Source organism: Pseudomonas sp. MF08817 (assembly GCF_059862705.1).
The window spans coordinates 1-20,451 of the sequence record NZ_JCBCUY010000039.1 but is presented as its reverse complement, the minus strand read 5'-3'; the positions used below and the strand labels follow the sequence as shown (position 1 = coordinate 20,451).

Genomic DNA, 20,451 nt, shown 5'->3' with positions numbered 1-20,451 from the left:
CATGCGGTTATTTTTTGCGTTTTACCCTTGGGCCAGATTCCCCCCAATCACACGCAAAGGACTGCTTCATGCCCGACTCCGATACCTCATTGCCCTACCGCGCCACGGCGACCCTGGCCGATATCGTGCAAGCCCGCTTCGCCGACCGCCCAACCTTGCGATCGGTCGTCACCCAGATGCTGCGCACAGCCATCACGGAAAAATACTTTGACCTGGATATCGAACGCCTGCGGCTTGCCCGGCGCGGCCAACAGGACGCCCGGCTGCTGGTGGACATTGCCCTGGACTACCTGGGCACCTCGGCTGGCCTGGCTGTCTTCAGCGCCGAGGACGCCTACCTCGACCTGGACGCCGTGCCCCTTACCTACGCCACCGATGCCACCTACGAAGGCGAGAACAAGACGCTTGACCTGGAGGTCATCGCCCAACTGATCCGCGAGCTGCCGCTGACCCTGCATATTGTGTTCCAGGAGCGGCTTGCCGCTTACTGGAACCAGGAGGCCGAACCCGGCTTTAGCCGCTGGCAGTGGCTGGCCGACCTGTTGCAGGGTGCCTTGCGCACGGCGTCAGCGCGCACCGCCGGGCTGAACGCCGAGCAATTACACCTGCTGGCGGCGATCTGCGACTTTCCCGATCGCCGTGACCGCGCCAAACAGGCCCTGGTCGCCCATGCCTATACCCTCGAAACCCGGGTCACCCGCGCCGGCCTTAGCGTGGATATCCAGGCCCCGGACCTGTTGTTGGTAAACGGCCAGACAGCCTTGCTGTTCCGGGTATCCGGCACCTTGGAGCGCTACCCGAACCTGGACGCATTCGGCATCGCCTGGGGGCAACGCCTGGAGCAACAATTCCTGGCCGACACGCTGACCTGGTGCCGCTACGAGCCGGACGGCGATATCTTCGATATCCAGGCAGCGTTGATTCTCAATCAGCAACTTGAAGACCTTGCCACCCTCAAGCTGCCCACCCGGGGCGGGGTCGAGCGCCTGGAGCAACGCTTCGCCAACCTCACCAACCCTGCTGTGCACTTTCTGGGCAGCCCCAGCCCCGCACCGGCCACCCTGGAGCCACTGGCCCGCGCCCTACCTGCCTGGCTGCGCCAAGCCTCGGCCGAAGACAGCTTCGCCTACCGCCAGCGCCTGCTAGCGCAAGTAGGCCTGCACCAGGCGAACCAGGGCCGCTCGTACCTGGACGGTATCGAAGACATCCGCCGTTTCGCGGCCAAGCGTTTGCGCGAGCAGATGCGCCTCGACCAGCCCCAGGCTCCAGGCTACGATCCCGACCAATTGGAACTGACCTTCGCAGTACCGGTTGGCACCCTGGGCAGCGGCTATCTGGAGCCGGTGACCATGAGCCTGACCGACCTGGCCCTGAAAAACCTGACGGGTAAGCCCAAGGGCAGCATGACCATCCGCCACACCGGCGACCAATTGATCCAGGACTGGACCACGCCCCAGTACCTGGAAGATCTGGTCGGCCGGATTGACATCGGCAAGCACTACCCGCAACTGATCGCCAGCCTGTTGATCGATGACAGCACGCAGGCTCGCGAACGCGAGGCATTGTTCCGCCAGCAACGACCCGCCGAACTGGCGCAGTTGGCTCTGGAGCTGCAAATCAAAGGGCAGTTCGGCCTGACCCGGCGGGGCTGCCGCTATGTCGATGCGGTCATGCAGCCGACCACGGCCCGACGCATGATCGACGACAATGAAATCGTCATGCGCCCCTTGGCCCTGTTGCGCAGACCGGGGGCAATGGCAGACGTGGTCAGCCACATGTTCATCATCGAGCCGTTGAACCCGGATATTGGCCCGCATTTGCTCTATCGGCCTCTGTATGCCGAACAACTGCACGAGTACCCCAGCCGCGCCGCGCTGCTCCAAGCTATCGCCCAACCGGGAGCGTTGCAGGACAGCGTGCTGACCTGGCTGAGCAATGGCGCGCGGGCAGTCTATGACCACGGTGGTTTTATCGAGCCACACTATGTGCGCTTTGGTGTGGGCTCCGAGTTCGCCCCTCTGGAGCGCCCGAAACCCGCAACCCTGGCCGCACCCGACGACGACAGCGCGCTGGAGTGGCTGGCGGCGTTGCGCAGCGGGCAACTGCTGGCACAACTGTACGGCAGTGAGGCCCGGGCCCTGGTGGATCAGGCAGAACAGCAATCGGTCTCGACCGCCGAAAGCCGCTGGGCCGTATTTCTGGAAGGCTCGGGCCTGCTGTTCAACACCCTATTGATGGCCGTGCGCGGCCCACTGGCGGCTGTGGGTTGGCTGTGGCAACTGACCGCCAGCCTGCAGCAAGACATTCCGGCCCTGGCCGACAATGACCCGGCCACACGGGAGCCGGCCCTGATTGACCTGTTGCTCAACATCGCTCAGGTCCTGTTGCACGCCGGGTTGCCGAGCGAGCCTGCCCCCTCCCTGGCTGGCGACGCCATACGGGACACCCAACTGGCCCTCGAACGCGTGCGCCGCCCCACGCCCTACGACACGCCGGGCCACCGCGCGATCTTGCAACAAGGCACCGTCGGCATTCCCGCCGAGCCACCGGCGGGCGGGCGAACCTTGGTGGACTTCCCCCGTTCGGCTAGCCGCGACTCGGCACTGGCCCACTTGCTGGAGCAATTGCTCGGCTTCAATGTGCCTTGGCCCTCACCTCTGCCAGAACCTTACGAGTACCCACCGTTAAAAGGCTTGTATCGCATTGACGGCAAGTTCTATGTATCGGTCGCTGGCCTGCTATTCCGCGCCTCAGTGGTGCCAGGATTCAACGAGGTGTTCATCATCGATGAAAAGCGCCCCGACCACCGGGGCCTCAAGCTTAAAACCGATGGCCACGGGCGCTGGACACTGGACCGCGGGTTGACGCTCGAAGGCGGCGGCCCAGGGCCTCGTATCCAGGCGCTGCTGCTGCAACAGCGCCAGCAGGCCGAACGCCTGGCCACGCGCAAACTGCAGATACAGCAAGACCTCAACCCCTTGATCGACACCCAGAACGACGCCCTGATCCGGCTTAGGGCGACGCGCACGGAGCAAGAGGTCCAGCACCGCAAACTGCAACTGGTGTGGAGGCTGCTCAATAGCGCCGACGACGCCCAACTGCCTGGGTTGCAGGCGCGCCATACTCAGGAAATGGAAACCGCCCACGCCCTCAGGACCCAGGTCAAGATCCTGCTTGAGACCTACCAGCAGCGCCTCCAGGACACCATGGCACTGCGCCAGGAACTGATCGACGTGCTGCGCAAAATCGAAGATATCGACCGCAAGCCCGTCCATGCCGCCGAGCGATATCAGGCCTACACGACCATTTGGCGGCTGCAACTGGCGGCCAACCTGATGATTCGCGAACTGGGCAGAGACCTGATGTTCAGCAGCCGTGGCGAACCGCTTTATGAGCTGCGCAAACGGACGCCGGAATACCTGAGCCAGGGCATTCCTGTGGCGTACTACGAGTTCATTGCCAACTACACGGAAAACCTGGCCATCACCGACCAGTTGATCGCCGCCACCGAAGACACGGAGCAGACCCTGGCCCAACTGGCCCTGGACTCGCCGGCCGGCGCCGCCACCCGCGATACCTTGCTCGCCAGCGTGACCCAACCGGAAGTGTTTTTCGCCATGAACCTCAAGCTCAACAGCCTGGAACTGCTGCGCGAGCTAAGCCTGAACCTGACCGCCGCGGAAGGCAATCCGATGGAGACCTATTACAGCAACCAGCTCCAGGCCTCCGAATTGCGCAAGGTGATTACCGCCCACATTGAGATGCGTTGCAGCAGTGGCTACAGCCTCCAGGAGCGCCGCAGCGTGTTCGAAACCATCCTGGTGCAATACAAGCAGTTCCATACCTCCAGCTCGGCACTGGCGGACCTTAATTCGGCTTACTTGCGCCAACCCTTCCAGGCCCGGTTCGTCGAACGCCTGCACGAAGCGCTGAACAGCGTAGAAAGCGAACTCGAAGCCCTGGCCCGCGAAGAAGAGCAACTGCAGGTCAACTTACCGGTGTCCGTGCCATTTCGCCCCAAAGCCGCGAGTAAGCGAGTGTTCAAGGTGCGCAACAAAGGCTCCCTCATCGGCGACGTCACCCCCCGCACGGCGGACCAACCCCTGCCACAGATCGACGTGGTCGACGTAATGACCCACCAAGCGATATCCAGCTTCAGCGAGCACGAAGATGGTTGGGTGGAAGTCATCACCCAGGCGCCCCAACGAGTTGCCCCGATGACACCGCCGCGCGCCCTACCCGCCCTGCGCGAGGCTGGGCAAAAACTCATGGCACAACGCGCCGGCATCGAAGGCACCATCAGGTTCCAGCAGAACAAACTAAAAGACCCGCAACGCCGACAGGGGATCAACCCCCTGGACTGGGACACTATGCTCAACACCCAGGCCGACCAGTTGGACCGCGTCGCCGATGAAATTCGCGCGACGCACCTGGACAAACCCCAGGCGCAGGCGCTGCTCGACGAGTTCCAAGGTGCCGCCCGAGACATGCGCCAGCAAGCTCGGCAGTTCTGCATTGACGGCTATAAACAGCAGTTACCGTCCCCGGAACATATCGACTACCTGTGGATCAACGGCGCCGTGGACATCAACCTGGTGCATCGGGCCAAGCCAACGGCAGCCGGTGATTTTCTTGCCGAATACGCGATCCGCGAAAAAGGCGCCCCGGCAGACAAGGTGCTGTGGTACGCGCACTTTCACTACGCCAGCGCCGACGCCGCCAAGGTTGACTACAGCCGCGCCCATCTGAAGCTGCCGCACCAACGCTTCCTGACGCAAAAGGATTTGCTACTGCGCCAGCAGCCGGGCCAGGAAAAAATAGCCGACGTGGTGTATGTGCGGATCTATCCGCCGCTGGATCGGAAGCTGTTCCTCAATCTCTGACCGGCGCCCAATAAAAAAGCCGCGACCTGAGGGTCGCGGCTTTTTCAGTTTTCAGCCCAGTCAGTGGGCGAACAGCGAGTTGCCCTTCTGCCCGGCCAGTTTCTCCGGTTTGATGAGGAACCGCGCCAGCGCTGGCAACAGCCACAGGGCGCCGAACATGTTCCACAGCAGCATGAAAGTCAGCATCAGTCCCATATCGGCCTGGAACTTGATGGCCGAGAAAATCCAGGTAGCCACGCCAATGGCCAGACACAGGCCGGTGAACAATACCGCCTTACCCGTGGACTTGAGCGTCTGGTAGTACGCCTCCTGCAACGGCAGGCCCGCTCGTAGGAAACTCTCCAGGCGACTGTAGATGTAGATGCCGTAATCGACACCGATGCCCACACCCAGCGCTACCACCGGCAGGGTCGCCACTTTTACGCCAATCCCCATGAAGGCCATCAGGGCGTTGCCCAGCACCGAGGTCAGCACCAGCGGCAGAACGATGCACAGGGTTGCCGCCCAGGAGCGGAAGGTAATCATGCACATGGTCGCCACGCAGATGTACACCAGGATCAGGATGATGAACTCCGATTCCTTGATGACTTCGTTGGTGGCAGCCTCGATGCCGGCATTACCCGCGGCCAGGATGAATTCCAGGCCTTCCTTATTGTTTTCCTTGGCGAATTCCTGCACCGCATGGACGGCACGGTCCAGGGTCTCGGCCTTGTGGTCGTTGAGGAACACCAGCACCGGCGCCAGGGAGCAGTTGTTGTTGTACAGGCCGTCGGCACGGGCAATGGAGTTATTCAGTACATCGGGGTTACGCGACAGGGTTTCCCATTTCAGGTTGCCCTCGTTCATGCCCTTAATCATCTGCTTGGACACGGTGACCATCGACACCGCCGACTGCACGCCCTCGGTGTTCTGCATCTTCCACATCAACTCGTCCACCGGGGCCATGGCCTCGTGGCGCGAGCACCCTTCGGGCGGCGTCTTGACCATCACCACCAGCACATCGGAACTGGTGGAGTAGTTGTTGATGATGAAGCTGTTGTCCTTGTTGTAGCGCGAATCCGGGCGCAGTTCAGGGGCCCCCTGGTCGAGGTCGCCGATTTTCAGGTTCTGGCTGTACCAGAGGCCGCCACCAAAGGCCACCAGGGCCAGGGCGATGGACACCGGGGCGACTTTCGGGCTGGCGAAATTGGACAGCAGACGCCAGAACGGGTGTTCGCGGGTCGCGTCCTTCTTGCTGCGCTCGATGGCACGCTTGCTGATGCCCACATAGGAAATGGCCACCGGCAACAGGATCAGGTTGGTGAACACGATCACCGCCACACCGATGGACGCGCCGATGGCCAGCTCACGGATCACGCCGATGTCGATAATCAGCAGGGTGATGAAACCCACCGCGTCAGCCAGGATGGCGATCATCCCCGGCAGGAACAATTGACGAAAGGTGCGCCGCGCCGCGGTCAGGGCGTTGTCGGCCTCGCTGGACTGCAAGGCGATACCGTTGATTTTCTGCACACCGTGGGAAATACCGATGGCGAAAATCAGGAACGGCACCAGCATCGAGTATGGGTCCAGCCCGAAGCCGAAGGCGTGCATCAGCCCCAGTTGCCAGACTACCGCCACCAGGGTGGTAATCAGTACCGCGATGGTGCTGCGGATACACCAGGTGAACCAGTACAGCAGCACCAGGGTGATGACGAAGGCCACGCCGAAGAACAGCACGACCATGATGAGCCCGTCGATCAGGTCGCCGACCTTCTTGGCGAAACCGACGATGTGGATCTTCACATTGGGGTTTTGCGCCTCGAACTTGTCGCGGATTTTCTCTTCCAGTTCATGGGAGAACTTCTGGTAGTCCAACGCCAGCAGCTTGCCCTGGTCCTGCGGGTCCGGGTAAGACTCCAGCAGCGGGATATCGATGATGCTCGACTTGAAATCGTTGGCCACCAGGCGCCCGACCTGGCCGGACTTGAGCACGTTGTTACGCAGCAGGTCGAGGCTGTCAGCCGAGCCGTTGTAGCTCTGCGGGATCACCTCGCCACCGGCGAAGCCTTCCTCGGTCACTTCGGTCCAGCGCACGCTGGGGCTCCACAGCGACTTGAGGCCGGAACGGTCGACGCCGGAAATGTAGAACACCTCGTCGTTGATCTGGCGCAGGGTCTCCATGTACTCCTGGGTGAAGATGTCGCCCTCTTTGGCTTCTACCGAGATCCGCACGGTGTTACCCAGGTTCGCCAGGTCGTTGCGGTGCTCCATCATCTTCTCGATGAAGGGATGCTTGAGGGGGATCATTTTTTCGAAACTGGTGGACGGCCGGATCAGCGTGGCCTGCCAGAACAGAAAGGCGCTGACCAGCAGGCAGATGAAGATCACTGCCGGGCGGTTGTTGAAAATCAGGCGTTCGAGAAACGTCGCCTTGTCGTTGTGATGACTGCTCATGGAGATTCCCGCCTTCTTATTATTTGCCCGGCTGCTTATTTGCCCAGATCGGCGCCCGAGGACGTCGCGACGTGTACGCCGCCCTGGCCCACCAGAATCAGGTTGCCATTGCCCGCCGCCGTGACCGCCGACAGCGAGATGCGGTCGGGGCGGTTGAACACGCTGAAGGTTGCGCCGTGGTCATCGCTGCGCGCCACGCTACCGCCGTGGCCGACAATCACCAGCGAACCGTTGTCGAGCAAGGTGGCGCCCGCCAGGCCGAACTCCAGGGCACCGCGGCCGGCCTTGAGCTGGACCGGCTCCCAAGTGGTGCCGAAATCCGTGGAGCGGAACAGGTTGCCGCGCAAGCCGTAGGCCAGCAAGGTACCTGGCTGCCCCGTGCCGATCACGCCGAACAGCGAACCCTGGTACGGGCCTTCGACCCGTTCCCAGGTTTGCCCGTCATCGGCGGAGCGGAACATGCTGCCCTGCTCGCCCACGATGAACAGGCCCGAATCCTTGACCTGCGCGATGGCATTGAGGTGGTACTGGTCTTCGTTGTCCAGGCGATCACTGACGTCTTCCCAGTGCTGGCCACCGTCGGTGGTTTCCAGCACAGCGCCATAGGCACCGACGGCGAAGCCATGGTGGGTGTCCTTGAACCAGACGTCGAGCAGGGGTGATTCACGCTTGACGTCTTCAAATTGCCGGGTCCAGGTGGCGCCGCCATCCTGAGTGGCAAGCACCTGTGCATCATGGCCGACGGCCCAGCCATTCTTGTCATCGACAAAGAACAGCGCCGTCAGCAACTGCCGGGTCGGCACCTTGGCCTGCACCCAGGTGGTGCCCTGGTCATCGGAATAAAGGATATGGCCACGGTCGCCGGTCGCCACCAGGCGTGGGCCGGCGTGGGCGACATCGACCACCAGGCTTTTCGCAGCCTTGGCCGACTCGATGGCATAGACAGTGTCGGCGGCAGGCGTTGCCGCCGCCAGGACGGGCGCTGACAGCGCAGCAGCACCCAACAGCGAGAGCGCTGTGGCCAGCAACGCGAATCTGCGTAATGCCGGCGGGCGGCAGGAAACCACACCCATGACAGGCTCACTCATAGACCTTTCCCCCATTATTATTGTTAGGTCATTCAACCTTTCAGGGCGCCGTCGAGGGCGTTTTGTCTGATGCTGAAAGCGGACCGATGTCCGCAAACCTGCAATCTAGAGCCCCTTCTGAAGCCGGCCTATCCTATCGGGCTTTAGAATCGTATGACAATCGCCGGGACGTTATGTTTTGTTAACCTTTCGGGTCGGCCCGGGTCATGAATGGCTTGGCATTGAGGGAAGTGATCGAAGATGCCCTGTAGCAAGCGGGCTTGCTCGCGCTGGGGTGCGTAGCGCCCCTAAAACGGTGGTGTGCCTGAAACCGTTTTTACGGCCGCCACGCGACCGAGCGCGGGCAAGCCCGCTTGCTGCAACAGCCCGTTACGCCAGGCTTTTGCTGACCACCTCGAACACGTCGCTGGACAGCTCGCCGCAAGCGCGGATGCGCTCCAGTTCGGCTTTCATCAACGCCTGGCGGGCGCTGTCGTATTTGCGCCAGCGTGTCAGCGGCGCCAGTTGCCGCGAGGCGATCTGCGGGTTGAAACCGTTGAGCTGGATCACCAGGTCCGCCAGGAAGCGGTAGCCCGAGCCATCGGCGGCGTGAAAATTGATGAGGTTCTGCCCGGCGAAGGCGCCCACCAGTGCCCGCACCTTGTTCGGGTTCTTGAGGTTGAACGCCGGGTGGCTCATCAAGGCCTTGACCCGTTCCAGGGCGCCCGGCTGGCTGCTGCCGGCCTGCACGCTGAACCATTGGTCCATGACCAGCGGGTTGTCCTTGAAGTTTTCGGCAAACACCGCCAGGGCCTTGGCTTTCTCTTCAGCGAACGGCGAGTTGACCAGCACCGCCAACGCAGTGAGGCGTTCGGTCATGTTGTCGCTGGCGTCGAACTGCTCCAGGGCCGCTGCCAGCACCTGGGGTTTGCCGCTAAGCATCAGGTAAGACAGCGCGATGTTCTGCAGGCTGCGGCGGGCAAAGTGCTCGGCGGCGGCGATGTACGGCGTGCGCTTGGACAGCTCGCGGTTGGCCTGGTAGCGCGCCCACAGGGCGTCGAACAGGCTGTCGGCCAACTGCTGGCGAGTGAATTCGCGGGCAGCGTGGATGGCGTCGATGTCCGCCACTTCGCTGATTTCGGTGAGGTAGGCCTCGCTGGGCAACGAGAGCATTTCCGCGACCATGGCTTGATCCAGTCGTTCGTCTGCCAGCACGGTGCCCAGGGCCGTGACCAGGCGTTGGTCGAGCATCAAGGCCTGGCCCTGGCGGTGCTGAGCGATCAGTTCCTGCAGGACCTGCACCGCCAGTTGCTGCCCCGCCTCCCAGCGGTTGAAGCCGTCGCTGTCGTGCTGCATGAGGAACATCAACTGGTCGCGGCTGTAGGGGAAGCTCAGCTTCACCGGCGCCGAGAAGCCACGCAGCAAGGACGGCAGCGGTTGCTGGGCCACGTCGACGAAGGTAAAGGTTTGTTCGGCTTCGGTCACCGACAGCACGCGGGAGGTGCCGCCCGCCGCCGCTTCACCCGCCAGACGCAGGGCAATGTCGGTGCCTTGGGCATCCAGCAGGCCCAGTTCGACCGGAATCACGAACGGCAGTTTTTCAACCTTGTCCGGGGTGGCCGGGCAGCTTTGGCGCAACGTCAGGCTGTAGGTCTGGGCCGCGGCGTCATAGTGTTCGCTGACCTCCAGGCGCGGCGTGCCGGCCTGGCTGTACCAGCGTTTGAACTGGGTCAGGTCGGCGCCGTTGGCGTCTTCCATAGCCTTGATGAAGTCGTCGCAGGTCACGGCTTGGCCGTCATGGCGCTCGAAATACAGGTCGCTGCCCTTGCGGAACCCCGCCTCGCCCAGGAGGGTGCGGAGCATGCGCACCACTTCCGAGCCCTTCTCGTACACAGTCAGGGTGTAGAAGTTGGAGATTTCGATAAAGCTGTCCGGACGTACGGCGTGGGCCATGGGGCCAGCGTCTTCGGCGAACTGGTGGGTGCGCAGGTAGGCCACGTCCTCGATGCGCTTGACCGTGCGCGAGTTCATGTCCGCCGAGAACTCGGCGTCGCGGAACACCGTGAAACCTTCCTTGAGGGAGAGCTGGAACCAGTCGCGGCAGGTCACGCGGTTACCCGACCAGTTGTGGAAGTATTCGTGGGCAACCACCGCCTCGACCCGCTGGTGCGCGGCGTCGGTGGCGGTTTCGGCGCGGGCCAGCACGCAACTGGAGTTGAAGATGTTCAGGCCCTTGTTTTCCATCGCGCCCATGTTGAAGTCGTTGACCGCGACGATCATGAAGATGTCCAGGTCGTACTCACGGCCGTAGACCTCTTCGTCCCAGCGCATGGACTTCTTCAGGCTGTTCATGGCGTGCTGGCACTTGTCGATGTTTTCCGGCTCGACGTAGATGCGCAGCGCCACGTCGCGCCCGCTCAGGGTGCTGAAGCTGTCCTCGACGCACCACAGGTCGCCCGCCACCAGGGCGAACAGGTACGCCGGCTTCATGAACGGGTCTTCCCAGGTTGCCCAGTGCCGGCCATCGTCCTGCGGGCCGTTGCCTACAGGGTTGCCGTTGGACAGCAGCACCGGGTAGCGATGCTGTTCGGCGATCACGGTGGTGGTGAAGACGCTCATCACGTCCGGGCGGTCGAGGTAGTAGGTGATCTTGCGAAAGCCTTCGGCCTCGCATTGGGTGCAGAACATGCCGCCAGATTTGTACAGGCCTTCGAGCGCGGTGTTGGTCTCGGGGTGGATGCGTACGCTGGTGTCCACCGTGAAGCGCTCGCTGGCCGGGTGCAGGGTCAGGTGGCTGTCGCTCAACTGGTAGTCGGTGGCGCCCAGGTCCTGGTCCGCCAGTTTCACCGACAGCAGTTCCAGTTGCTGCCCGTCCAGCACCAGCGGCGGCAGGCCGGCGCCACGGGCCGGGTTGCGGCGCATCAGCAGTTGCGCATGGACCAGGCTGTGGTCCTCGAACAGCTCGAAGGTCAGGTGCGTCTCGTCGATCAGGTACTCGGGCGCCTGATAGTCCTTCAGGTAGATCATCTTCGGTTGTTCGGTGCGCATGGGGCAGTCCTTCTACTGATGCACGGCGAGCTGATAGGCCGTGTATTTACGGATATTGATGACGCCGGTGTCGAAGATCAGGTACTGGCCCTTGATCCCCATCAGCGTGCCTTCGGCAATCGGGTTCTTGTCCAGGTTGAAGCTGACGATCTTGGCCGGGTATTGCTCCACCGGGTAGCGGATTTCAAGGGGTTCGACCCCCGTCACCGGCTGAATTGCCTGTAGGCCGAAACGCGCCTGCAACGCCTGGATGCCTTCGGCGCAGGAGGCGAACAACTGCTCGCGCACCGCGGCAAGGTCCACTGGCGCCGCATCGCCCTTGAGCAGTGCGCGCCAGTTGGTCTTGTCCGCCACCTGGCTGCGCAGCAGGTCTTCGACAAAGCCCGATTGCTGGCGGGTAGCGACGCGCATGATCGGTAACGCCTGGCTTGCGCCCTGGTCGAGCCAACGGGTCGGCAACTGGGTGGCACGGGTGATGCCCACCTTGACCCCCGAGGAGTTGGCCAGGTAGACGACGTGGTCGGTCATGCAGAACTGCTCGCCCCAGGACGGCTCGCGGCAGGTGCCGGCGTCGTAGTGGCAGCGCTCGGGGCTCATGATGCACAGATCGCACTGGGCCAGTTTGGTCATGCACGGGTAGCAGTAGCCCTGGCTGAAACTGGTCTTGGTCTTGCGCCCGCAATGGGTGCAATGGATCGCCCCCAGGTATTCCAGGCGCACGGTGGTGCCAATCATGGGGTTGACCGGCACCTCGGCGTCGCCCAGGCGAAAGGCATATTGCACGGCCGGCCCGTCAAGGCGCGCCGACATCTTGCTGATTGCACCGCGGCCAATCTCGATCAATGGATGGCGTCCGACTTGAACAGCAGGTTGGGCACCGGCTCGGCCTTGGAGGCGCATTCCTGGGTGCCCATGTAGCCGGTGTGCTGGTCTTCGGGCAGGTTCTGGATTTCCCAGGCGATCATGGCTTGCAGCGACAGCTCTTTCTGCTCGGGGGTCAACTTGCCGCCGTCGGACCATTTGCCGATCTCCACCGCGGTTTTCAGGCTGAGGTAGATTTGCGGGGTGATGTTTTTAATCATTTCGTTGAAAGAGGACATCAGGTTCTCCGTGCTCTTGATTGAAATAGAGGGTTCAAGCGGCCTGTCTGCGGCGGTTGAAGGCACCGCCCACCAGGCCGGTCAGGCAACCGATCAGCAACCCGCCAACGTGGGCAGCGTTGGCGATCGCGCCGAAGCCGATCATCGAGACCAACCCCGACAGGCACAGCAGCAGCCACACCAGCATCATCGCCAACACACCGCGCGGCAGGCGATACGCCGGGTTCGGCGCCAGCAACTGGTAGATCCAACAATGCCCAAGCAAGCCGTAAAGCACGCCGGAAAGGCCACCGAACAGGCTTGGGCCACCAAACAGGTATTGCGCGTAATTGGACACCAGGCTGAACAACAGGGTCAGGCCCAGCAGGTTGATCGCGCCCTGACGGGCTTCGATACGGCGCCCCAACTCCCAGTACCACATGCCGTTCATGGCCAGGTGCAGGATGCCAAAGTGGATCAGCATCGGTGTCACCAGGCGCCACCACTGCCCCGCCGCCAGGCTCTCAGCGAGGGGCGTGAACAGGATGTAGTCACCCTCGATACGGTAGTCGAGGAAGGTCAGCCAGCTCATGGTGTGCAGGTTGTCGCCCAGCAGGGTGACGCCCGCGACGATCAGGCTCAGCAACAGCACCAGCGCCGTCACCGGGCTGTGGCGCAGTTGCGCGATAAACCCTGGGCGCCGGGCCGCGGGGGGCGCCACAGGGATGTCCAATTGCTGTTCGGGGTCGCCCGCCGGGAAGCGCTCATACAAAGAACGCACGTCCTCGCTGATCTCCACCGGCGCCCACAGCACTTGTTCGCCGCCCTCCTCGCTGACCCGGTGCGGCACGCCCATGCGTTGCAGCAGCTTGACGAAACCGCCCAAGTCCACCGCCAGGGGCAGGTGCAGCACGGCCACGGCAGTCATTGCAGTACCTCGGGGCGTTCGACATCGACCCAGACGAACTTGCGTGGGTCGAGGCGGGTTTCCTGGTCCAGGCGATAGGCCACAAGCTTGCCGTAGAGCACCGCGCTGTAGTCCAGGCAGGCCAGGTTCGGGCGGATCGGCGCCGGTTTGCCGCTGCGCCAGTAGTGGCCGACGAACAACAACGGTTCGTCGATGCCGTAGCGCAACAGGGTGTCTTTCTGGGTCGGCGACAGGGGCGTCTGGGCCACGGGGTCGGGTAGCGCGTCGGGTTGGAACACGATGTCTCCGTAGGTTTGCGGGTCGTCTTCCCAAAATTTGGTGCGGAAGAACGCCCGGGTCAGGCCATCGCCACTGGTCATGGTCAGGCCATGGGGCAGGCGCATGTCGGTGCCGCGCAACAGGCGATCGAACACCGTGCAGGCAAAACTGCCAGGCACGGCGGCGGCCTGGAGGAAATGCTCATCGATACAGCCGTCAGGGTGCTGAGCGCGCAGCGGCGCGATCAAGCCGGCGTCCCAACAGGCATGCACCACGCGAAAGCGCCCGGCATCGACGAACAACGGCATCTGGTAGAACCAGCCGAGGAAGTCGTGCCAGTCGCCAGGGTGATGGGCAAATTGGTTCAGGGTCTCAGCGATCAGGCGTGCGTGCCGTGGGGTGTGTTCGCGCACGAACCGTTTGCCGCTGCCCGGCGGCGCCGGCGTGCTCCAGCCCAGGGCGTTGAACTCGTGGTTGCCCATGATGCACAGCGCCTGGCCGGCCTCGACCATGTCGTGAACCAAGTGCAACGCCTCGCGGATACGCGGGCCACGGTCGATCACATCACCCAAGAACACCGCCATGCGCGAAGGGTGGCGCCAGATCCCGCCCAGTTTGTGATAACCGAGGCGGTCGAGCAGGTGCTCCAGGGTGTGGGCGCAACCGTGTACATCACCGATCAGGTCATAACTGCGCGCGGGATCGAGCATCAGTCGCCTCCACCACCCAGCCGGCTGCCCCAGCCGAGCTTGGTCCGGCACACTTCGTAGTAGTTGTGGTCCAGCGGGTGGATCAGGCGCAGCTTCTGGGATTTCTTGCTGACGGTGATGGTGTCGCCCGGCGCGCAGGTGAAGTGGTTCTGGCCGTCGCAGGACACCTGCGGGTAGATCTGCATGTCCTTGGACACGACGATTTTCAACTCGCTGTTGCCATCAACCACAATCGGCCGCCCAGACAGAGTGTGGGGATACATCGGCACGATCACGATGGCGTCGAGCTTGGGGTGCATGATCGGTCCGCCCGCCGACAGGGCATAGGCCGTGGAGCCGGTGGGCGTAGCGACGATCAGGCCGTCGGCCTTTTGGCTGCAGACGAACTGGCCGTCTATATAAAGCTCGAATTCGATCATGCGCGTCGATTTGCCGGGGTGCAGCACCACGTCGTTCAGCGCATCGCCCTGGCCGATGGCTTCGCCGTGGCGGCGCACTTCGGCTTGCAGCAGGAAGCGGTTTTCCACCAGGTAGTGGCCGTCGAGCACTTCGGCGACTTTGATTTCCAGCTCATCGGGGCGGATATCGGTCAAGAAGCCCAGGCTGCCACGGTTGATCCCCAGCACCGGCACGTTATGCCGCGCCAGCGCCCGGGCGGCGCCCAGCAGGCTGCCATCGCCGCCGACCACAATAACCATGTCGCAGACTTCGCCCAGCATCTTGCGCGAGGAGGTTTGCAGGCCATGGCCGGGCAGGACTTCGGCAATGGTGTCCTCGAGGATCACGTGCATGTGCCGTTCGAGCAGAAAGCGTTTGAGCCGGCGTACCGTGTCAAGAACCTGAGAACTGCCCAGGCGACCGATAATGCCGATATTGCGAAATTGCTCCATGGGGCTCCTGCAGGGTTCGGGGCAGCAAAAAGAAGGGATTATGGGCGAAAGCGCGCCGCAGACAAAACTCTTTCCCCGGCATAAAAGACTATGCTCGCACAATGATCCTGTTTCCCGACTTGCTCAACCTCCCCCGACAGTTGCGCCACCCCCGGGTCCGCGACCTGGCCTGGGTCATCCTCGCACCGCCGATGCTCGCGCAAACCCCATGGCCCCAACGCCATCCCCTGGCGGGCAGCGACTGGGTGCACACACCCGGCCAATTGGCCGATTGGCTGCACAGCCTCGATGCAGAGCCAGCGGCGTTGCTGCATTGGCTCGACCTGCACCCTACGCGACGCCTGGGGGTGTACTACGAACGGCTCTGGCAATTTGCGGTGCAGCAGGCGCCCGGCATTGAACTGATCGCCGCCAACCTACCGATCCGCCGCGAAGGCCACACCTTGGGCGAGCTGGACATGCTGCTGCGCGACCGCGACGGCGTGCATCACCTGGAGCTGGCGATCAAGCTGTATCTGGGCCCACAACAGGGCGACGGCCAGGATGCCGCGCAATGGCTGGGGCCGGGCTGCCACGACCGACTGGACCGCAAACTGGCGCACCTGTGTCAGCACCAACTGCCCATCTCATCGCGGGCGGAAAGCCGCGAGGTGCTGGCGACCCTGGACATCCAGCCTCTCACTGCGCATCTGTGGCTGGGCGGTTATCTCTTGTATCCGTGGCCCGGCGTCGCTCAGCCCCCCAGCGGCGCCCATCCCCTGCATTTACAAGGCCGCTGGCTGCACCAACGCGACTGGCCCGCATTCGCGCGCCAGAGTCCTCCCGGCCGCTGGCAACCCCTGCCCCGCCACGCCTGGCTGGCGCCCGCCCACTACAGTGCCGAAGAGGTCTGGGACAGCGAGCAACTCCACGCATGGCTGCTTGAACTGGCCCCACAGGCACCCGCGCAACTGCTGGTGCGCCTGAGCGAGACCACGACAAACCAGTGGGAAGAAGCCGAACGCCTGTTCCTGGTCGCCGACCAGTGGCCGGCCTGAAGCCGCCACGCAGGGCTGGTCTATGCTTGGGGGCACCCACCCGACAGACGAGGGATGTATGGACGACCCCATCGACAATAAGCCGCCCAGTTTCTGGCAGATGCTGCACAGCGTCATGGCGGCGGCGTTCGGCGTACAAAGCGGCAAAAACCGCACGCGGGACTTCACCCATGGCAAACCCAGCCACTTCGTGGTGCTGGGCATTCTCTTTACCGCCGTGTTCGCCCTGACCCTGTTCGGCATTGTCAAACTGGTGCTGCACCTGGCCGGGCTTTGATTCGGTTCAGTGCATCAGGGTTTGCAGGCTGAACGGGTAGCGATAGGACAGCGGCCGCCCCTTCGCGGAGAAACTGCGGAAATCCACGCCGTATTGGGGGCTGCTGCCCAGCGCCAACAAACGTTGCGCCAGTGGGCGACTAATCAATTGCAACAACCGCGCCTGGCGATCGCGGCCCCCGTAGCGGCGAAAATCCACCCCCTGGTCATAGTCATACAACTGCACCAGGGCCCAGCCACCGAGGCTGAAGTGCCCGCCCACCAACACACTCAGGCGCCCATCCAGCAACGCCTGTAACGCGGGCGGTGACGTATTGACCGCACTGAACAGCGCGCCCTGCCCGGGCTTGCCGCCCGTCTCGGCGTACGCCTGCATTGCACCGAAAGCCATCTCATCATTGGCCGACCACACCAGCGAAACCCCCGGATAGCGCTTGAACAACATCCGCGCCTGCTCATAGGCGCGCTCATGAGTCCAGGCGCCATACACCAACTGGCGCAAACGCACCTCGGGGTGCTCGGCCAGGGCCCGCATCATGCCCTTCTCACGCAATTGCGCCGACGGGGTGATCTTCAACCCGGAAAACGCCAGCAACTCGATGGTCTGGCCCTTGGCGACGCGGGGATGTTTGCGGATCAGCTCCTTGAGCATCAGGTAACCGCCCTCCTCGTCGTTGGACACCAGGCTACCGAGCCAATCGGGGTATTTGCTCTCCAGGTCGCCCAGCAAGCGTGTCTGGTCGGCGGTCAGCGAGTTATTGACGATAAACAGCTTCACCCCGCTGCCCTGGGACAGGCGCAGGATTTCCGGGGCCACATACTGTTCATTGACGAACACCAGGTAATCCGGACGGTCCGGGCCTTGCAGCGCCTCGCGGGCCTGCTGCAGGTTGAGTTGGGGTTGGCGCTCGGAGTAGAGGATCTTGAGATCCATGCCCAGATCCTTGGCGGCCGCCTGCATGAATTGCGAGTAACTGACCCAGAAAATCTCCTTGCTCGTCCCCGGATTGAGGAACAGCACGGAAGCCGCCTGCGCACAGGGCATCCAGGCGCCCAGCGCCAGCAGCACAACGCAATACAACTTGGACATGGTGATGCGAGCCCCGGAAATTAGCCGTGCATGATAGCAAGCCAATAGCCAACCACTTGCACAATAATTGCCGTTTTTGTCCGACAATCGTCGGGAAAGGGCCCGTAGATAGGGAGTTACTGGTGGCTGACCCAAAAAATCGCGGTCGAAACCACCAGGATTATCAGGAAGAGAATGGCCCATGCATCGACACTGCTATCGCTTTTCCTGGCCTTGGTAGGGTTGCTCATTGCATCGCCTCTTGTCGGTTTTATCGGTGAGTGCATTAACACGCCACCACAGTTAAGCCGACGATTGCCCCCACCACAAATACGGGTATGGCAATAATCAGTCTCATTAGGCGATTTGGTTCTTTACATATACTAAAACATCACTTTTACGCATAACCATGAACTGTTATCTTGCGCCGGCTCCGTTGGGAGTGCGCGGCCGTGCGCGCAGATGTGCTGTAGCTAAGCAGCCTGAGAACAGGACTTATATGTACGTATACGACGAGTACGATCAGCGGATCATCGAGGACCGCGTCAAGCAGTTCCGGGATCAGACCCGACGCTATCTGGCAGGCGAGCTGAGCGAAGAAGAATTCCGCCCCCTGCGTTTACAGAATGGCCTCTATATCCAGCGTTTCGCCCCGATGCTGCGGGTGGCGGTGCCTTACGGCCAACTGACTTCGCGCCAGGCGCGGATGATGGCCAAGATCGCTCGCGACTACGACAAGGGCTACGCCCACATCAGTACCCGGCAGAACGTGCAGTTCAACTGGCCTGCCCTGGAAGACATCCCCGACATCCTCGCCGAACTGGCCACCGTGCAAATGCACGCTATCCAGACCAGCGGCAACTGCCTGCGCAACGTCACCACCGATCAGTTCGCCGGCGTGGCCGCCGATGAGCTGGTGGACCCGCGCCCCTGGTGCGAGATCGTGCGTCAGTGGACGACCTTCCACCCCGAGTTCGCCTACCTACCGCGCAAGTTCAAGATCGCCATCAACGGCTCGACCTCGGACCGCGCCGCCATCGAAGTGCATGACATTGGCCTGGAGCCGGTGCACAACGCTGCGGGCGAACTGGGTTTTCGCGTACTGGTCGGCGGCGGCCTGGGCCGTACCCCGGTCGTCGGCGCGTTCATCAATGAGTTCCTGCCCTGGCAAGACCTGCTCAGCTACCTCGACGCCATCCTGCGGGTCTACAACCGCTACGGGCGTCGCGACAACAAGTACAAGGCGCGCATCAAGATTCTGGTCAAGGCCCTGACACCTGAAGTCTTCGCCCAGAAAGTCGACGCCGAGATGGAACACCTGCGCGGTGGCCAGACCACCTTGACCGACGCCGAAGTGCACCGTGTTGCCCGCCACTTCGTTGACCCGCAGTACAAGGCCCTGGCTGACCACAGCGGCGAACTGGCCGAATTGGACAAGCAGCACCCAGGCTTTGCCCGTTGGCGCGTACGCAACACCCTGGCCCACAAAAAACCGGGCTATGTGGCCGTAACCCTGTCGCTCAAGCCCACCGGTGTCGCGCCGGGCGACGTCACCGACAAGCAACTGGACGGCATCGCCGACCTGGCCGAGCGCTACAGCTTCGGCCAACTGCGCACTTCCCACGAACAGAACATCATTCTGGCGGACGTCGAGCAGAACCAATTGTTCAGCCTGTGGACCGAACTGCGCGAGCAGGGCTTCGCCACGCCGAACATCGGCCTGCTGACCGACATCATCTGCTGCCCGGGTGGCGACTTCTGCTCCCTGGCCAACGCCAAGTCGATCCCCATCGCCGAATCCATCCAGCGCCGTTTCGATGACCTGGACTACCTGTTCGACATCGGCGAGTTGGACTTGAACATCTCCGGCTGCATGAATGCCTGCGGCCACCACCATGTCGGCCATATCGGCATTCTCGGCGTAGATAAGAAAGGCGAAGAGTTCTACCAGGTGTCCCTGGGTGGCAGTGCCAGCCGTGACGCCAGCCTGGGCAAGATCCTCGGCCCGTCTTTTGCTCAGGATGCGATGCCCGACGTGATTTCCAAGCTGATCGACGTCTACGTGGAACAACGTACCGAAGACGAACGCTTCATCGACACCTATCAACGTATCGGCATTGACCTCTTCAAGGAGCGCGTCTATGCAGCGAATCATTAAGAACAACGAAGTCGTCGACGAAACCTGGCACTTGCTGCCCAAGGACGCGAGCTTCGACGGCATCTCCAACTGCGACGACCTGATCGTGCCGTTGGCCCTGTGGCGTGAGCACGGCCACGCCCTCAAGGCCCGCGATGGCGGCCTGGGCGTGTGGCTGGACGCCGACGAGGAAGCCGAGGAAATCGGCGAGGACGTGGGCCATTTCCAGGTCATTGCCCTGAACTTCCCCGCCTTCACCGATGGCCGCAACTACTCCAACGCCCGTCTGTTGCGTGACCGCTACGGCTATAAAGGCGAGTTGCGGGCCATTGGCGACGTGTTGCGTGACCAACTGTTCTACCTGCACCGTTGCGGTTTCGATGCCTACGCCCTGCGCGCCGACAAAGACCCCTACGAAGCCCTTGAAAGCCTCAAGGACTTCTCGGTGACCTACCAGGCCGCCACCGACGAACCGCTGCCGCTGTTCCGTCGCCGCTAAGCCTGCGCCCACAAAAATCTATGGTCACCCCCATTTTTGCAATACTGATTAACGGGTGGTGTGGTTGGCTTGCTTAAATCTATCCGGCGTCTGTTTGGGGCAGGCCCCAGCGCCACGATGAGAGTCGCGCCTGA

At 62.5% G+C, this 20,451-nt stretch carries 14 protein-coding genes; 5 read left to right on the top strand and 9 right to left on the bottom strand.

Annotated elements, in window-relative coordinates:
- Positions 1 to 68 precede the first annotated feature (68 nt).
- Positions 69 to 4,883, top strand: coding sequence for a hypothetical protein (locus AC19YR_RS20935; protein WP_500599987.1), 4,815 nt, complete (start codon positions 69 to 71; stop codon positions 4,881 to 4,883).
- A gap of 60 nt (positions 4,884 to 4,943) precedes the next feature.
- Here AC19YR_RS20935 and AC19YR_RS20930 read toward each other — a convergent pair whose 3' ends face one another.
- From AC19YR_RS20930 to AC19YR_RS20895, 8 genes are all read right to left on the bottom strand, one after another.
- Positions 4,944 to 7,319, bottom strand: coding sequence for an efflux RND transporter permease subunit (locus tag AC19YR_RS20930; protein ID WP_095109771.1), 2,376 nt, complete (start codon positions 7,317 to 7,319; stop codon positions 4,944 to 4,946).
- 35 nt (positions 7,320 to 7,354) lie between these two features.
- Positions 7,355 to 8,407, bottom strand: coding sequence for a WD40/YVTN/BNR-like repeat-containing protein (locus tag AC19YR_RS20925; protein WP_500599986.1), 1,053 nt, complete (start codon positions 8,405 to 8,407; stop codon positions 7,355 to 7,357).
- Positions 8,408 to 8,776: 369 nt separating this feature from the next.
- Complete coding sequence (gene pepN, locus AC19YR_RS20920; RefSeq protein ID WP_500599985.1) at positions 8,777 to 11,434, bottom strand: aminopeptidase N; 2,658 nt, start codon at positions 11,432 to 11,434, stop codon at positions 8,777 to 8,779.
- Between the two features lie 12 nt (positions 11,435 to 11,446).
- Positions 11,447 to 12,277 (bottom strand): DUF2797 domain-containing protein, encoded by an 831-nt coding sequence (locus tag AC19YR_RS20915; RefSeq protein WP_095109774.1) that lies wholly within the window; start codon positions 12,275 to 12,277, stop codon positions 11,447 to 11,449.
- A complete protein-coding gene (locus AC19YR_RS20910; protein ID WP_095109775.1) occupies positions 12,274 to 12,534 on the bottom strand; it encodes a YeaC family protein in 261 nt (86 codons plus the stop codon). The genes AC19YR_RS20915 and AC19YR_RS20910 overlap by 4 nt, the downstream gene beginning before the upstream one ends.
- A 34-nt stretch (positions 12,535 to 12,568) precedes the next feature.
- Positions 12,569 to 13,441, bottom strand: a complete 873-nt coding sequence (locus AC19YR_RS20905; protein ID WP_500599984.1) for a rhomboid family intramembrane serine protease — start codon at positions 13,439 to 13,441, stop codon at positions 12,569 to 12,571.
- A complete protein-coding gene (locus AC19YR_RS20900) occupies positions 13,438 to 14,412 on the bottom strand; it encodes a metallophosphoesterase (RefSeq protein ID WP_176465132.1) in 975 nt (324 codons plus the stop codon). The genes AC19YR_RS20905 and AC19YR_RS20900 overlap by 4 nt, the downstream gene beginning before the upstream one ends.
- The gene (locus AC19YR_RS20895) at positions 14,409 to 15,299 is read right to left on the bottom strand and encodes an NAD(+) kinase (protein WP_095109778.1); all 891 of its coding nucleotides are present in this window, start codon (positions 15,297 to 15,299) and stop codon (positions 14,409 to 14,411) included. Before AC19YR_RS20895 ends, AC19YR_RS20900 begins: the two co-directional genes overlap by 4 nt.
- Before the next feature lie 101 nt (positions 15,300 to 15,400).
- Here AC19YR_RS20895 and AC19YR_RS20890 point away from each other — a divergent pair, with 101 nt between their 5' ends.
- Entirely contained in the window at positions 15,401 to 16,336 is a 936-nt protein-coding gene (locus AC19YR_RS20890) for a DUF1853 family protein (protein WP_500599981.1), read from the top strand.
- Positions 16,337 to 16,394: 58 nt separating this feature from the next.
- Positions 16,395 to 16,613, top strand: coding sequence for a DUF2970 domain-containing protein (locus AC19YR_RS20885; protein WP_095109780.1), 219 nt, complete (start codon positions 16,395 to 16,397; stop codon positions 16,611 to 16,613).
- Between the two features lie 6 nt (positions 16,614 to 16,619).
- On the opposite strand, the gene AC19YR_RS20880 is transcribed toward AC19YR_RS20885, so the two are convergent.
- On the bottom strand, positions 16,620 to 17,702 hold the full coding sequence (locus AC19YR_RS20880) for an ABC transporter substrate-binding protein (RefSeq protein ID WP_095109781.1): 1,083 nt from the start codon (positions 17,700 to 17,702) through the stop codon (positions 16,620 to 16,622).
- 478 nt (positions 17,703 to 18,180) lie between these two features.
- Between AC19YR_RS20880 and AC19YR_RS20875 the strand changes: the two genes are divergently transcribed.
- Positions 18,181 to 19,839 carry a nitrite/sulfite reductase gene (locus tag AC19YR_RS20875; RefSeq protein WP_500599979.1) on the top strand — a complete coding sequence of 553 codons (1,659 nt, stop codon included), beginning with the start codon at positions 18,181 to 18,183 and terminating at the stop codon, positions 19,837 to 19,839.
- Positions 19,823 to 20,317, top strand: a complete 495-nt coding sequence (locus tag AC19YR_RS20870; RefSeq protein WP_095109783.1) for a DUF934 domain-containing protein — start codon at positions 19,823 to 19,825, stop codon at positions 20,315 to 20,317. The genes AC19YR_RS20875 and AC19YR_RS20870 overlap by 17 nt, the downstream gene beginning before the upstream one ends.
- The last annotated feature ends 134 nt before the right edge of the window (positions 20,318 to 20,451 follow it).